This is a genomic window from Bacillus sp. FSL R7-0166 (assembly GCF_038008935.1).
Lineage (GTDB): Bacteria > Bacillota > Bacilli > Bacillales > Bacillaceae > Bacillus > Bacillus altitudinis.
The window spans coordinates 533,006-547,821 of record NZ_JBBPAC010000001.1; the positions used below are offsets into that span (position 1 = coordinate 533,006).

A 14,816-nucleotide genomic window follows, 5' to 3' on the forward strand; every position below is an offset into this window, starting at 1 on the left:
TTGATACACTAAAAGAGAAGACACAGTGAGGGGATGCAAAGTATGAAGACATCTGACTTTTTATTGAAACAAATTGCGACAGAATTAAAGCTTTCAACAAAACAAATTGGAAGTGTGATCCAGCTATTAGAGGATGGCAACACCGTACCGTTTATTGCACGTTACCGGAAAGAGCAGACAGGCTCACTAGACGAGGTGCAAATTCAAACCATTTCTGAACGCTATACATATATCCAAAATGTGACGAATCGAAAAGAAGAAGTGATTCGCTTAATCGCTGAACAAGACAAATTAACAGATGAATTAAAACAGAAGATCGAACAGGCGCATAAGCTGCAAGAGGTCGAAGATTTATATCGACCATTTAAACAAAAACGAAAAACGAAGGCAAATGTAGCCAAAGCAAAAGGACTTGAGCCGCTGGCGGAGTATTTACTGCAGTTGCCAAACGATGATATTGAAAAGAAAGCATCGGCTTTTATCAATGAAGAAAAAGAAGTCACAACTGCAGAAGAAGCACTGGAGGGCGCCCAGCACATCATTGCGGAACAGCTGGCTGATGATCCAGATATGCGGAAATGGATTCGCAGTGAGACGTACCAAAAGGGAAGTCTTGTCACATCAGGAAAAGACGTTGAAAACGACGAGAAAAACGTCTATGAAATGTATTACGACTATCAAGAGCCGATTAAAAAAATTGTGCCTCATCGTGTACTCGCGGTCAACCGAGGCGAGAAAGAAGGGATTTTGAAAGCAGCCATCGAACCACCTGCTGAAAATATTCGTTTCTACCTCGATAAACAAGTTTTAAAAGGCAAGCAAACGACGGCGAGACCTTACATTGAAGCGGCCATTGATGATGCATATAAACGCCTGATTCAGCCATCAATTGAACGAGAAATACGAAAAGAGCTGACAGAAAAAGCAGAGGAACAAGCCATTCATATTTTCGCTGAAAACTTAAGAAAGCTCCTTCTTCAACCGCCGATGAAAGGAAAACGTGTACTTGGGGTAGACCCTGCGTTTCGTACAGGCTGTAAATTAGCCGTCGTGGATGATACAGGAAAAGTCCATCATATTGGCGTCATTTATCCGCACCCGCCTGTGCAGAAAAAAGCGGAAGCCAAACAAAAAGTGAAAGAAATCATTCAATCATCCAACATTGAAGTCATTGCGATCGGAAACGGAACAGCCTCAAGAGAGACCGAACAATTCATCGCAGACTTGATCCAAGAGCTGGACCAGCCAGTTTCATATTTGATCGTGAATGAAGCAGGGGCAAGTGTATACTCTGCATCTGCGCTGGCAAGAGAAGAGTTTCCAGACTTGCAAGTGGAAGAAAGAAGTGCCATTTCCATCGCCAGAAGGTTGCAGGACCCATTAGCAGAGCTCGTAAAAATAGATCCAAAATCTGTCGGTGTAGGACAATACCAGCACGATGTGAGTCAAAAGCAATTAAACAGCTCGTTAACCTTTGTGGTAGAAACGGTTGTTAACCAAGTCGGTGTGAACGTTAATACAGCCTCACAGGCGCTGCTGCAATATGTGTCAGGTCTTTCAAAAGCCGTCGCAGGAAACATCGTCAAGCGCCGTGAAGAGATTGGGAGATTCACAAGCAGAAAAGAGCTGAAGGATATCCCAAGGCTTGGTGCAAAGACTTATGAGCAGTGTATCGGCTTCCTGCGCATCACAGATGGACAAGATCCACTTGACCGCACGGGTATTCACCCTGAAAGCTATAAAGAAACAAAACAGTTCTTACGCATGATCAACATGACGCCAGACGATCTTGGAACAGAACAGTTAAAAGAGAAAATTGCAGAGGTGAAGCTGGACGAAGCAGCAGAACAGCTTGAAATTGGTTCAATCACCCTTCAAGATATCATTGATCAGCTCACAAGACCTGAGCGTGATCCGCGCGATGAAGTACCAAAACCTCTTTTGAAAACGGATGTGTTGAAATTAGAGGATTTAAAGCAAGGAATGGAGCTGCAAGGAACGGTGAGAAACGTCGTAGACTTCGGCGCATTTGTTGATATTGGTGTAAAACAGGATGGACTTGTCCACATTTCGAAGCTGAGCAACCGCTTTGTGAAGCACCCACTTGACGTCGTGTCAGTCGGTGATATTGTGACTGTTTGGGTAGACTCCGTTGACCAGGCAAAAGGTCGGGTCGCTCTATCGATGCTAAAACCAGATTAAATAAAAAACGAGGCGCACCTTAGGACGGGGTGTGCCTTGATGTGACTGAGTGCTTTTTTCTATAGAAGTACCAGCATTGATTGAGCAATTTGATTTGATAATGATTTTTCTCATAAAATGCTTTCTGCATCTGATTTTTCAGCCAGTTGGGCATCGCCCATTCCTCCTTTGATCAAAACAGTGGGTGTACCTTCAATGTATGCAAAGGGGAAATTGTCCCGTTCGAGGTTTTTATAGAAAGGAACGATCTTGATTGAACGAGAGAGAGTTACAGCAGTTAACAGAAGACATTTCAGAGCAGTTCTTTGGTAAGGCGTTTCGCCATCAGGCTGTTTTTAATGACCGTCTTAAAACGACAGGCGGGCGATATTTACTTGGAACACACCATATTGAGCTAAATCGCCGATATCTTGAGGAGCATGGCAGAGACGAATTGATCGGTATCATTAAGCATGAACTATGTCATTATCACCTGCACCTTGAAGGGAAGGGCTATCAGCATCGGGACAGGGATTTTCGTGAACTCTTGCAGCAAGTAGGAGCCCCGCGCTTTTGTACCCCGCTGAAGACCGTTCAAAAGAAAAAAAGAGCGGTGACGCTTCATTACTATGTGTGCACAGGTTGTGGAAGACATTATACGAGGAAGCGCCGATTTGACACCACGCGATATGTCTGCGGGATTTGTCATGGTAAGTTAAAAAAGGAAGGGGAAAAGGCTTGACTGTTATATTAGTATATGTTAAATTATAAAAGCCGTCGTAAATGGAGCAGGAACGAAACGTTTAAAAATTCTTGACACATTTTTCTGGCATAGATATAATGAAACATGTCTTATTATTCCGCAGTAGCTCAGTGGTAGAGCTATCGGCTGTTAACCGATCGGTCGTAGGTTCGAGTCCTACCTGCGGAGCCATAATGGAGAAGTACTCAAGTGGCTGAAGAGGCGCCCCTGCTAAGGGTGTAGGTCGCGCAAGCGGCGCGAGGGTTCAAATCCCTCCTTCTCCGCCATTATGATATGGCCCGTTGGTCAAGCGGTTAAGACACCGCCCTTTCACGGCGGTAACACGGGTTCGAATCCCGTACGGGTCATGTTTTGTTATTTTGATTCGTTGGGCTATAGCCAAGCGGTAAGGCAACGGACTTTGACTCCGTCATGCGTTGGTTCGAATCCAGCTAGCCCAGCCATTTTTTTATATGTTTTTCTGCATAGCAGATGAGCCATTAGCTCAGTTGGTAGAGCATCTGACTTTTAATCAGAGGGTCGAAGGTTCGAGTCCTTCATGGCTCACCATTGTCACGCGGGTGTGGCGGAATTGGCAGACGCGCTAGACTTAGGATCTAGTGTCTTTATGACGTGGGGGTTCAAGTCCCTTCACCCGCATTGTTTTTTCAAACAGTGCACTTATGAATATATGAGCACATCATACACGCGGTCGTGGCGGAATGGCAGACGCGCTAGGTTGAGGGCCTAGTGGGTGAATAACCCGTGGAGGTTCAAGTCCTCTCGGCCGCATCTAAGAAACCAAAGGTTGTAGACCTTTGGTTTTTTTGTTTTATTTTCAATGTTCTTATTTTGGAGAGAAAAATTTGTATAATATTATATTCCTCGAGTAAGAGCATGATATGATCTGTGTTAAAATATTATACTTCCCCTAAGTTTGATTTTGTTACAAATTCATCATAAAATGTAAAATATTTTAATTTTATGGATGTCGAGTATATTTCGAAATTTCATATTCTTCAAGGTCTGTATTTAAAAGAAGATAAGCATTTGTTATACCGATGTTTTAGGTTCTTAAAAAGTAGGAAAATGTATAGTGATATTGAAGACTTTGCATTAGAAGCAGCTGAATACTTTAGAAGAGCTGGAAGATTTGAAATGGCTACCAAGCATGCACCTTTTGCAACAGAAAAATTAAATAATGTCATGTCATTTGATGGTTTATTTGTTATCAAGTAAATTTATGATACGTTTTCCTCGTCCACCTCCAGTTTCTAAGGAATGATGAGCTTTGGCAACATCAGATAAAAGATAAATGCTATCAACAACTGGTCTGACCTTGTTGGAATCTACATAAGATGCTAATTCTTTTAAAATTTCATTTTTGGGGTTTGCGCTGAATGTGCGAACTCTACGAGAACCGAAAATAGTTGAAGTTAATATATATATGAAGGACGAAAAACTAGGAAATCCAATAGTAACCATTCTACCGTTCTTTGCAAGCAAGCGCCTATAATGTTTAAGGTCAGTTCCTGCTGTGTCCATAACTACATCAAACTTTTTAAGATCAGTAGGAGATGTTTCTTTATAATCAAATACTTCGTCTGCACCTAGCTCTTGAAGAAAAGTAAGATGTTTTTCGTTTGCAAGAGCAGTTACATGAGCACCTAACATTTTTCCAATTTGAATCGCAATGCTTCCGACTCCTCCACTTGCACCACGTACAAGTAACTTTTCGCCTTTTCTAAGGTTCGCTTTATATTTTAAGGCAATAATTGCAGTAGCACCTACGCCAGGCAATGCCGCGGCTTGTATGAGATCAATCTTTATAGGAGCTTTAGATATTTTCTCAGGTGATATAGCTACATATTCAGCAGCACTACCAATTTGGTTCCTTAAACTAATAGGGAGAACCCCCCACACATTATCACCTAATTGATAACTTTTTACGTTCGACCCTACTTCAACAACCTCTCCAGAAAAATCTGCACCTGTCCCTTTAGGGAATTGATTACCCGTTAATCGTTTTAACTTACCTGATCGAAACAGTGTATCCATAGAGTTTACACTCGACCCATGTACACGAATGAGTACTTCTCCAGATTCTATAACTGGTCTTGATATAAAATCTTCAAAAAGAACATTCGGTGATCCATAATTAGTGTATTGTGCAGCTCGCATCTTTTCATTTTTCATTTACTCACTCCATCTCCTTAAAAAGTAATGACTTGAAGGGTTTTTATAATCAATTTGGCTCTCTAATACATGGATGACACGGTTTACATATTTGATTATAATAAATGGAATTGATTTAACAAGTACGCAATATAAACTGCTTAAGGAAGGAAAAACTGACTAAGGGGTGGATAAAATATGACTGAAAGTGAGCTGAATAAAGCAATAGCTCCAGCGAGTTATGCATTAAATATATTAGCGGGAAAATGGAATTTAAAAATCTTAGCTGTACTATGTAGTTACAATGAGATTCGATATAATGAGTTAAAGCGTAAAGTGTATGGAATTACAGGAACAATGCTCAATCAATCATTAAAGGACCTGATTGAAACCGGAATTGTTCAACGAGTTCAGTATAATGAAGTTCCATCAAGAGTAGAATATTCATTGACTAGGGCAGGGCTAGAGCTGATCCCTATATTTGAACAACTTCTTTTATGGGGTGAAACCCAATTAGAAAAATCAAAGTCATAGTAAAATCCATATACGTGAGAAGTTCGTTGGGGAATCATAGCAATAGCTTCCTAACAAAGATTTTATTCACTTTAAGCTATGATGAAGAAAAACAACAAAAAATCTTGAGATTACTAGGGAAGCGCTAGAAAAGGGGATGCAAACACATGTCAATTTACCATAAAGTCATTGGAGAGGGATTTCCGATCGTGATATTGCATGGTTGGACACTTGACCATCAAGTGATGTTACATGCATTGGAACCGGTATTTGAAGAACAAAGCGGTTGGAAGAGAATATACATAGACTTACCGGGGATGGGACATTCCAAGCCGCATCCATCTATTCAGAATTCTGATGATATGTTAGAAGCGGTATTGCGTCTTTTGGACGAGATGATTCCTAATGAACAGTTTATTGTTTGTGGTTATTCGTATGGAGGGTACATAGCTAGAGGTATTGTTCATTCACGCCGGGAAACCGTTCGTGGATTACTGCTTGTGGCCCCAATGACTATACCTGTATTTGATAAAAGAGTCGTGCCAGAGAAGACCGTTCTAAAAAATGACAGTCACTTAATTTCACAACTGTCTTCAGAAGAGGCGGATGAATTTTGCTCCATGGCCGTTGTGCAAGGAAAGATGGAATGGGAAAGATTCCGCGATGAAATTTACCTTCCTTCTAAACAAACAAATCATGAATTCATCAATAACATTCTTCAAAATGGATATGGCTTTACCTTCGATATTTCTTCTGAATTTCAGTATCCTACGCTCATTATCACAGGACATCAAGACCATGTCGTCGGATATCACGATGCGTGGCGGCTGATCGAAGACTATCCAAGGGCCACTTTTGCAGTGCTTGATATGGCTGGTCATAACCTGCAGATTGAACAACCCGATGTGTTTCATTCATTAGTACATAACTGGTTAAATAGACTTGAGCCGGAAAATGTGTAGTATTTATCAATAAGAGTTTACTGGAGTGAGACGGAACTAGATTATTCTTTTTACCATCAAGCCACCTCTCTTATTTGAGTCACTATATCATGTGTGATATGCTTTTAAATCAACAAATTGCAATTATTTCCGATTCATGCTATAATAAAAAGTAATTATTTTTGTTCGGCGTAAAGGATAGTATGAAGATTGACTTTTCGTCTTGAGGGTACTTTGGGCAAGGATAGTATAATACATTGTGTGGTAAACGCACGAGGAGGCAACAATCATGGAACAAGGTACAGTAAAATGGTTTAACGCAGAAAAAGGTTTTGGATTTATCGAACGTGAAGAAGGCGACGATGTATTCGTACATTTCTCAGCTATCCAAGGTGACGGATTCAAATCTTTAGACGAAGGTCAAAAAGTAACATTTGACGTAGAGCAAGGTTCTCGTGGAGCTCAAGCTGCTAACGTTCAAAAAACTGCTTAATCTTCCTTTTTCAAAACAGGTTCTCTACAGAGGGCCTGTTTTTTTGCATGAAAAAACCCTACTTAGCGTACAAGTAGGGAGATGGTGCAAGGTATTCGTAAAAAATTTCATGCTTCAAAGGTTAGTAACAGTATATCATATTAGATTTACAAAATGCGGAATTTCCCTAAATAATTTCTTTTTCTTTACTGGTCGAAGATAGGGGGATTTGTTCGTAGAGAAAATGTATTCAAAAAATGGGGAAGCAGGTAGACAATATTAGCAGAAACTCTTGATTTGTTTTTCAGTGATTCCTTTGATGACTTCTAGCTCACTAAGCAAATAACCATGAGCATCGTCAAGCATTTTCTTTTCGCTGGCATTCAGTTTTTTTTCTTTCTTCATCCGCATGAGATCACGTACCACTTCAGCGCCTTCTAGTATGTGGCCCGTTTTTATTTTGTCGGTGTTGATTTTATATCTCTCTTTCCATGGCAATAACTTATCTGATGTTCCATTTTGGAAAGTGTGTATGATGTTCTTTAAGGCAAGTATATCTGTAACAGGTCTTATCTTTGACCTTGACATCTTCCTTGTAGGAATCATCACTTTCATATGGCTAACGGCCATCTTAATGACATAATACGATTGTTTTTCATCAGAGAATTCTTTTTCTTCTATGGCTTCAATTATACCTGCTCCGTGCATTGGATAAACAATATTATCACCAATTTGAAACATATCATCCGCCTCCATATCATGTATCTACTTTAAGGGTACCACATTTAGAGGTAAAATAATCAAATTTTTAATAATAACATGTTTATTTATTTTCTGTCAATAAATTTGGTTCTAAAAAAGTGAGATTTTTTCATGAAAATTTCGGGTGGTTTTTGATCATATCCTCAAGAATCCTTGCTACAAGAAAAACAGAATATCCATCATTAAAAAAAGACCAGACATTGAGCTGGTCTTTCCAAATAGAATCCGATCATAATGTTGAAATATCAATCACAAATCGATAACGCACATCACTATTTAGCACACGTTCATATGCTTCATCGACTTGGTTTGCGTTGATCACTTCAATTTGTGGTGCGATCTTGTGAGCAGCTGCGAAATCGAGCATTTCTTGTGTTTCTTGGATGCCGCCAACGAGTGAGCCGGCGATGCTGCGACGTCCCGTAATTAATGAAAACACATGGAAGTTGTCTGGCTTTGGTGGTGCACCGACGTTTACTAATGTTCCGTCAACACGAAGTAAGGACAAATAGGCATCCACGTTGATATTGGCAGAGACGGTATTGAGAATGAGATCATATTGACCGGCTAGTGTCTTAAACGTATCAGGGTCACTTGTAGCAAAATAGTCTTTTGCACCAAATGACAGCGCCTCTTCTTTTTTATTCAAAGAGCGGCTTAATACAGTCACTTCTGCGCCAAGTGCGCGTGCAAATTGAATGGCGACATGACCTAGACCGCCCATTCCGACAATCGCCACTTTTTTGCCAGGCCCAGCCTTCCAGTGTTTTAACGGAGAATACGTTGTGATGCCGGCACAAAGAAGGGGGCTGGCGACATCGAGGGAAAGCTGGTCAGGAATATTGACAACAAATCGTTCTGTCACAACAATTTTCTGACTGTAGCCGCCGTAAGTTGGTTCTCCATCATAATCCAGGTTATTATAAGTTTGAACGACTCCTTTCTTGCAATATTGTTCATCTCCATTTTGGCAATATTCACATGTACCGCAAGAATCGACAAAACAACCGACGCCTACACGATCACCAATGTTGAATTTCGTGACAGCATCCCCAACAGCTGAAACAACTCCAGTAATCTCATGACCCGGAACCATTGGGAAAATACCGCCGCCCCATTCATCAAAGGCACTGTGGATATCTGAATGACAGATCCCGCTAAACTGAATATCAATTAAAATATCATGTGGACGAAGTGCTCTTCGTTCAATGGTTGTCCGTTCAAAGTTTGCTTTTGCATGGGAAACACTTAAAACGTTTGATTGGTGCGTCTGACACATTCTGGATCATCCTTTCAAAAGTAAGATTCGGTCCTTCCTCTATACTGTACGTCTTAAAGTGAACTTTAAGTCAACATAGAACCCTCTGATCGCCTCAATTCAGGCTTTAGCATCAACCTTGAATCAAGATTTGAGCCAAAAGTATCTTGTCTTCTCGATAAAAATAGAGATGATGGGAAAAGGGAGATCGTCAAGTAAGAGAAAGAAGAGAAGGGTGAAAACAATGAAAATAGCACAAGCCGCCAAGCAGCTCGATTTATCTACTGCTACGCTCAGGTATTATGAGAATATAGGTTTAATTAGACCGATCAGGCGTGATGAAAATGGTGTTCGTGATTATACAGAAGAAGATATTCAGTGGATAGAATTTATTAAATGTATGAGAAATGCGGGTCTGTCAATTGATGCTCTTAGAGAATATACGGCTTTATTTATCGAGGGAGAGGAGCGTACATTGTCCTCAAGAAAGAGTATTTTGGTCAATGAGAGAGAAAGACTCGTAGACAAACAAAAGGAAATCGAAGAAACGATTAAACGGTTAGATTACAAGATCGAAAGTTATGAAGATATTATCCACAGTTATGAACAAAAACTAGTTCATCAATTAAAAACGAACTCTATTTAAATGAAGAAAAACCTGTGACTTGTCACAGGTTTTGTGATGTGGTTATCTTTTTGTGTAACGCACCCAATTGTAATGAGCGTAAAGTGGAGTAACACCGTTGTAGGAGCCGAGCCATTCATCGACACCTGCACCATTCCATAAGTTCATCATAATCTTTCCAGGTGTTTGAGGGATTTGAGTAGTAGCCGTATGTTTTAATTGACCGTCCACATACCATTTAATCGAGTTAGGCTGCCAGTCGAACGCATATGTGTGATAAGAGTTTGCTGCATCAAAACCAAGGTTGACGATTTTTTCATGATTTCCGACACCATTGGTATAATAGTTAAACTGAACCTTTGTCGTATCTTTTCCTAGAAATTCGATGTCGATTTCATCCCAAGGCGTACCATCAGTCGGTCCCGTATAAGTAAAGAACGAAGACACGATCCCAACATTTTTTGCTGGTTTCATGCTGACTTCATAAAGCCCATAGCCATATGTTTGAGTGGAACGATTTTCCCCGCAGTCAAACTTATTATAGGAAGGACTTGTGAGCGATAACCGCATTTCCCCTAACGACGTCATGGAGACATTGTTTGCACGCCACGTACAGTTAAACATGTTTCCATTAGAGTACCCATCAGCTTTTTGCCATAACCCGGTATTGTAATTGTTAAAGGGTTCATAGAATGATCCACCAGTTTGTGCCGAGGCACCAGCTGTAAATGTGGACAAGCTCAAGCATAACCCAGCGACAAGCAGCATCAGCATCCGTTTTACACGATAAGACATATAAGCATTCTCCTCTCCTTTTTGGAAGCGCTTTCTTAATTGATCATACATGATTCTTGTAAAATGGAAAATCGGTCTAATTTCTGATATTAAGCAGTTGAGTTTGATAGAATCTTCTCTTATTTCATGGGAATTGAGGTATCAATAGAAAAGGATCAAAAACGCCAGTAGTGATGATTGGGTTTTTCATCCTTTACATATGTTTTCTCTTTTTCATCTCAAAATATTTATCTCTTGCTGTTTACTATCTTTCTGTAACTGCAATATCTAATAAACAGTCCACAAGCTCTTTTTTTCTAGAATAGAAAGGGAAATGATCGGCATCAAGGGTATAGATGCGCTCAAAAGGTTTAGTGGCATACATTTGTCTTTGCAAGTCAACCGGAATGGAGCGATCATTTGTTGTTTCAATATAGACACTGGGCACTCTTCCAAATCTTTCATTGGTTAATGAAACTTGATCTTCAAAAGGCTGAACAGGCTGTGGACGTATCTTCTTTTTAAACAATTGCAGATCTTCCTCCGAACTTTCGTTGAGCATATCCTCCGCAATGAATTCTTCCATTAATGTGATGGTCTGATTCTTTTCGTCAAACGTTGCTTTAGGACCGCCTGATGCGATATCACTAATAGCTTGTCCGTTTTCAGGAACAAATGCACAGACATATACTAGTTTTTTGATCTTGTCTGGAATGTTCTCAGCTACTTGTGAGATCACCATCCCGCTCATACTGTGTCCAACTAAAATGACGGGTTCGTCTATTTTTTCAATCGTTGTGACGACTTTGTTTACATAGCTCTCTAATGATACGTCCTGTGGAGGCGTGGCGTCTTCGCCACTGCCAGGTAAATCAATTGCTATCACTGTATGACCTTTCTGTTGAAGAGAAGGTTTTATTTGGTCCCAGCACCAGCTTCCTTGGAATGCACCATGAACGAATAGGAATGTATTCAATCCAATCACCTCTATCACTTTTTGTAACCATTATAGTTACAACAGGTGGATCAGTCAAATGATAGTAAAAATCGCAAAAAAAGAATGATTGACAAAGCGGACAGTTGTCCGTAAGATAATACCGGGACAATTGTCCTAAATGAAACCTAAAGAGCCTTGAATCAAAACATACAAATAGATGTGATGTGGATGAAGCTAGAGAAGGTGAGGTAGCATGGAAAAGGATATTGGAAAGGAAATTGAAGAGGTCGCTTTCTCTTTGTTTCAAGAGTTTGGTGTAGAGAATGTCAGCATGCATAAAATCGCAAAAACAGCTGGTGTTGGTCAAGGAACCCTTTACCGCCGCTATGCAAATAAAAGTGATTTGTGTCTCTCTATTCTTGGTGAGAGATTTGAACAGCTGATCCCTGCGTTGCATCTTTACTTAAGTAAAATCAGTGATCAGCCGGTTCAAGATCGTTTGCAATATGTTCTCGAGGAGATCCATCTCATCGTTGGTCATCACTTAGACTGGATTCGGATGCTGACGATCTCTGGAAATTTAGAGCAGACAAGTAAAGTATATGATTGCCATTACAGTCAATCACTCAAACAAATCATTCGTGATTTGCTTGAGGAAGCGAAAGAAAAAGGAGAAGCGAACATACAAGACATTGAGTTGACGACATTATGTATGTCCTCTCCAATGACGCCTGAACTCATGTTTTATATTCATGAATCCGGCTACTCAATCGAAAAAATTGCACAATTCGCTGCGGAAAAACAAATTTTATCTGTTTTTCAACGACAATGAAGTGGCTCATTTCTGACTAGCCTGACTTCCTAAGATTGCTTAATATTGAAAAAGAAAAGGAGCCAACTTAATATGAACAAACAGCAAACAGCAGCTTCCGACATTCGAACGCTGCCCATTATTATTTCATTTATCACAGCTGGATTTATTGGACTGTTCAGTGAAACGGCACTCAACATGGCGCTGAGAAGTTTAACATTAGACTTTGGTATTGAAGCAACGACTGCTCAGTGGCTTACAACCGGCTATTTATTAACACTAGGGATTCTTGTTCCAATTTCAGGCCTCATTCTTCAATGGTTTACAACAAGACAGCTTTTCATCACCTCACTGGTCTTTTCGATCATCGGTACATTTATTGCGGCCGTTGCACCAGTCTTCAGTATTTTAATGGTGGCACGTGTGGTGCAGGCAGTAGGAACAGCCTTGCTCCTTCCATTGATGTTTAATACGATTTTGGTCATCATTCCGCCTCATAAAAGAGGTAGATCAATGGGGATTATCGGTCTTGTCATTATGTTTGCCCCAGCAGTTGGTCCAACGGTCTCTGGTCTTATTCTTAAATCGTTAACATGGCATTGGATTTTTTGGATTTCGCTTCCGTTATTAGTTGCTGCACTCGTATTTGGGTATATTTTTATGCAAAATATTACGGTACCCACAAGACCGAAAATCGACATTTTATCGATTGTGTTATCAACCATCGGTTTCGGTGGAATTGTGTATGGCTTTAGCAGTGCTGGTGAAGGCGGCGGCTGGAGCAGTATGCATGTGATTGTGGCGATTGTTGTAGGTGTCATTGGCATTCTTGTGTTCTCCCTAAGACAGTTAAACATGAAAGAACCGATGTTGAATTTAAGCCCATTTAAATATCCAATGTTTGTGATCGGGTTACTTCTGATCTTAGTGTGTATGATGGTGATGCTGTCTGCTATGATGATTTTGCCATTATATCTGCAAACGTCCTTGGCACTTTCTACATTTACAGCAGGTTTAATGCTATTACCAGGTGGAATTATCAATGGACTGCTATCGCCAATCATGGGTGGGCTTTTTGATAAATTTGGACCGAAATGGCTTGTCATCCCAGGTCTTGTCATCGTTGCAGCGACCATGTTTGGCTTCACGAACTTAAGTGTGAATACGTCCATCGGTTATATTGTGACGCTTCATATTACGTTAATGGTTGGGATTGCGATGATCATGATGCCTGCTCAAACAAATGGATTAAATCAGCTGCCGCCAGAGCTATATCCGCACGGTACAGCGATTATGAATACATTGCAGCAAGTATCAGGAGCGATTGGGACTGCGGTTGGTATCTCGATCCTTTCATCAGGAGCTCGCAGCTTTATGGAAAATGTGGCTGATCCCGCAAATCCAGTCAATCAGCTGCTCGCCTTTACAAATGGCGTCCAGCATGCCTTTATCTTTGCTGTCATTATGACAGTGATTGGCTTGGTGATTGCTTTCTTTATTAAACGAGTGAAAGTCGAACAACAAGTATCATAATATATGAAAAGCACTGAGGACTTAGCGCCGCAGTGCTTTTTTTATTTATTCATAGGGGGAATGTTTGTTTCAAAGGAGCTGAAAATGGGGAGATAGATAAAAAGCAACGACTCTCTGACGACATTGAAGGAAAAGGCGAAATTCGTAACGAATGGATAGAGATAAAAGAATAAGATAGGAGCTGAGATCATGAACTTAGACGAACAAATCAAAATGGCTGAGTCATTACGTCAACCAGCTGAAGATTCATTAGCTGGTCAATCAGAACTAAAGCCAGTCCACCCTCCTGAAGTGAACAAAATGGAATATGATATCCCAACGGGTGCTGGTGAAACAAAGGTGTGGGTATTTAAACCTGTGAAAACATTGAAACAACCCCTACCTGTTTTCGTGAATTTGCATGGGGGCGGTTTTATCCTTGGAAGTGCTGAAATGGATAATCATTGGTGTCCGGTCATAGCAGATCGTGCGGAGTGTATCGTCGTCAATGTGGAGTATCAGCTGGCACCGGAGCACCCTTTCCCGGCCGCTCTTCATGAATGCTACGATGTGATGAAATGGTTATATGAACATCCTGAAGAACTACAAATAGACCCAAATCGATTAGCCATTGGTGGACATAGTGCAGGTGGGAATTTGGCAACAGCGGTTTGTTTGCTTGATATCCAAAAAGGGAACAAACTTCCGATTGTCTATCAAGTGCTTGACTATCCGCCACTTGATTTAGCTACTGATCCAGCACAAAAGCCAGCGTTTGAAGAAGCAATTCCAGTTGAAATGGCGAGACTGTTTAATGCCTTCTACCTGCAAAGTCAAGATCCGCACAATCCGCTTGTTTCTCCGGTCTTTGCAGAGAGAGAAGTGTTAGCACAAATGCCCCCAGCTCTTGTTATCACAGCTGAGAAGGATTCACTAGCTGAAGAAGCTGAGCATTATGCGGACAAGTTAAAAGAAGCAGGGGTAGATGTCACATACAAACAATTTAAAGGAGTCCCTCATGCGTTCACTCATGCCGGAGACTTAGAGATAGCTGAAGAGGCTTGGCATCTGATGAGCGATCAGCTTAAGAAGGCGTTTGAATAAGAAATATTC

The 14,816-nt window shown here is 40.7% G+C and carries 16 protein-coding genes and 7 tRNA genes; 17 read left to right on the forward strand and 6 right to left on the reverse strand.

The features are described 5' to 3' along the window. The first annotated feature begins 42 nt into the window (after positions 1 to 42). Complete coding sequence (locus NST01_RS02600; protein WP_341041432.1) at positions 43 to 2,202, forward strand: Tex family protein; 2,160 nt, start codon at positions 43 to 45, stop codon at positions 2,200 to 2,202. Positions 2,203 to 2,221: 19 nt separating this feature from the next. Here the strand turns inward: NST01_RS02600 and cmpA are convergent, their stop codons facing one another. After that, a complete protein-coding gene (gene cmpA / locus NST01_RS02605; RefSeq protein ID WP_008346893.1) occupies positions 2,222 to 2,356 on the reverse strand; it encodes a cortex morphogenetic protein CmpA in 135 nt (44 codons plus the stop codon). A 99-nt stretch (positions 2,357 to 2,455) separates the two neighbouring features. Between cmpA and NST01_RS02610 the strand changes: the two genes are divergently transcribed. From NST01_RS02610 to NST01_RS02650, 9 genes are all read left to right on the forward strand, one after another. Then, complete coding sequence (locus NST01_RS02610; RefSeq protein WP_007496463.1) at positions 2,456 to 2,923, forward strand: SprT family protein; 468 nt, start codon at positions 2,456 to 2,458, stop codon at positions 2,921 to 2,923. Between the two features lie 117 nt (positions 2,924 to 3,040). Further along, positions 3,041 to 3,115, forward strand: a tRNA-Asn gene (locus tag NST01_RS02615). Positions 3,116 to 3,119: 4 nt separating this feature from the next. Next, positions 3,120 to 3,210 (forward strand) — tRNA-Ser (locus tag NST01_RS02620). A 9-nt stretch (positions 3,211 to 3,219) separates the two neighbouring features. Further along, positions 3,220 to 3,291: transfer RNA gene (locus NST01_RS02625), tRNA-Glu, on the forward strand. A 21-nt stretch (positions 3,292 to 3,312) separates the two neighbouring features. Continuing rightward, positions 3,313 to 3,387 (forward strand) — tRNA-Gln (locus tag NST01_RS02630). Positions 3,388 to 3,417: 30 nt separating this feature from the next. Continuing rightward, positions 3,418 to 3,493: transfer RNA gene (locus NST01_RS02635), tRNA-Lys, on the forward strand. 7 nt (positions 3,494 to 3,500) lie between these two features. Next, positions 3,501 to 3,583: transfer RNA gene (locus NST01_RS02640), tRNA-Leu, on the forward strand. 48 nt (positions 3,584 to 3,631) lie between these two features. Then, positions 3,632 to 3,715, forward strand: a tRNA-Leu gene (locus tag NST01_RS02645). Between the two features lie 297 nt (positions 3,716 to 4,012). Then, the gene (locus NST01_RS02650) at positions 4,013 to 4,162 is read left to right on the forward strand and encodes a hypothetical protein (RefSeq protein ID WP_189337200.1); all 150 of its coding nucleotides are present in this window, start codon (positions 4,013 to 4,015) and stop codon (positions 4,160 to 4,162) included. Here the strand turns inward: NST01_RS02650 and NST01_RS02655 are convergent. Next, positions 4,145 to 5,119, reverse strand: coding sequence for an NAD(P)-dependent alcohol dehydrogenase (locus NST01_RS02655; protein WP_341041434.1), 975 nt, complete (start codon positions 5,117 to 5,119; stop codon positions 4,145 to 4,147). The two genes, NST01_RS02650 and NST01_RS02655, sit on opposite strands and share 18 nt — an antisense overlap. 177 nt (positions 5,120 to 5,296) lie before the next feature. On the opposite strand from NST01_RS02655, the gene NST01_RS02660 reads away from it, so the two are divergent. From NST01_RS02660 to NST01_RS02670, 3 genes are all read left to right on the forward strand, one after another. Beyond that, positions 5,297 to 5,632: a winged helix-turn-helix transcriptional regulator gene (locus tag NST01_RS02660; RefSeq protein ID WP_326115413.1), complete on the forward strand. Its 336-nt coding sequence runs from the start codon at positions 5,297 to 5,299 to the stop codon at positions 5,630 to 5,632. A 146-nt stretch (positions 5,633 to 5,778) separates the two neighbouring features. After that, positions 5,779 to 6,573: an alpha/beta fold hydrolase gene (locus NST01_RS02665; RefSeq protein ID WP_326115412.1), complete on the forward strand. Its 795-nt coding sequence runs from the start codon at positions 5,779 to 5,781 to the stop codon at positions 6,571 to 6,573. A 268-nt stretch (positions 6,574 to 6,841) separates the two neighbouring features. Continuing rightward, the gene (locus tag NST01_RS02670; RefSeq protein WP_003214229.1) at positions 6,842 to 7,045 is read left to right on the forward strand and encodes a cold-shock protein; all 204 of its coding nucleotides are present in this window, start codon (positions 6,842 to 6,844) and stop codon (positions 7,043 to 7,045) included. Positions 7,046 to 7,303: 258 nt separating this feature from the next. On the opposite strand, the gene NST01_RS02675 is transcribed toward NST01_RS02670, so the two are convergent. Then, a complete protein-coding gene (locus NST01_RS02675) occupies positions 7,304 to 7,765 on the reverse strand; it encodes a CarD family transcriptional regulator (RefSeq protein ID WP_050826994.1) in 462 nt (153 codons plus the stop codon). 250 nt (positions 7,766 to 8,015) lie between these two features. Further along, positions 8,016 to 9,065: an NAD(P)-dependent alcohol dehydrogenase gene (locus NST01_RS02680; protein ID WP_052320373.1), complete on the reverse strand. Its 1,050-nt coding sequence runs from the start codon at positions 9,063 to 9,065 to the stop codon at positions 8,016 to 8,018. A 223-nt stretch (positions 9,066 to 9,288) separates the two neighbouring features. Here NST01_RS02680 and NST01_RS02685 point away from each other — a divergent pair, with 223 nt between their 5' ends. Next, positions 9,289 to 9,690, forward strand: a complete 402-nt coding sequence (locus tag NST01_RS02685; RefSeq protein ID WP_341041439.1) for a MerR family transcriptional regulator — start codon at positions 9,289 to 9,291, stop codon at positions 9,688 to 9,690. 42 nt (positions 9,691 to 9,732) lie between these two features. Here the strand turns inward: NST01_RS02685 and bglS are convergent, their stop codons facing one another. Together bglS and NST01_RS02695 are read right to left on the reverse strand one after the other, a co-directional pair. Next, positions 9,733 to 10,464, reverse strand: coding sequence for a beta-glucanase (bglS, locus tag NST01_RS02690; protein ID WP_017358456.1), 732 nt, complete (start codon positions 10,462 to 10,464; stop codon positions 9,733 to 9,735). A 244-nt stretch (positions 10,465 to 10,708) separates the two neighbouring features. Then, positions 10,709 to 11,419 carry an alpha/beta fold hydrolase gene (locus tag NST01_RS02695; protein WP_017358455.1) on the reverse strand — a complete coding sequence of 237 codons (711 nt, stop codon included), beginning with the start codon at positions 11,417 to 11,419 and terminating at the stop codon, positions 10,709 to 10,711. A gap of 214 nt (positions 11,420 to 11,633) precedes the next feature. Here NST01_RS02695 and NST01_RS02700 point away from each other — a divergent pair, with 214 nt between their 5' ends. From NST01_RS02700 to NST01_RS02710, 3 genes are all read left to right on the forward strand, one after another. Further along, a complete protein-coding gene (locus NST01_RS02700; RefSeq protein ID WP_046527096.1) occupies positions 11,634 to 12,212 on the forward strand; it encodes a TetR/AcrR family transcriptional regulator in 579 nt (192 codons plus the stop codon). 72 nt (positions 12,213 to 12,284) lie between these two features. After that, positions 12,285 to 13,724, forward strand: coding sequence for a DHA2 family efflux MFS transporter permease subunit (locus NST01_RS02705; RefSeq protein ID WP_050826996.1), 1,440 nt, complete (start codon positions 12,285 to 12,287; stop codon positions 13,722 to 13,724). A 189-nt stretch (positions 13,725 to 13,913) separates the two neighbouring features. Then, positions 13,914 to 14,807 carry an alpha/beta hydrolase gene (locus NST01_RS02710; protein WP_283931234.1) on the forward strand — a complete coding sequence of 298 codons (894 nt, stop codon included), beginning with the start codon at positions 13,914 to 13,916 and terminating at the stop codon, positions 14,805 to 14,807. Positions 14,808 to 14,816: the final 9 nt, after the last annotated feature.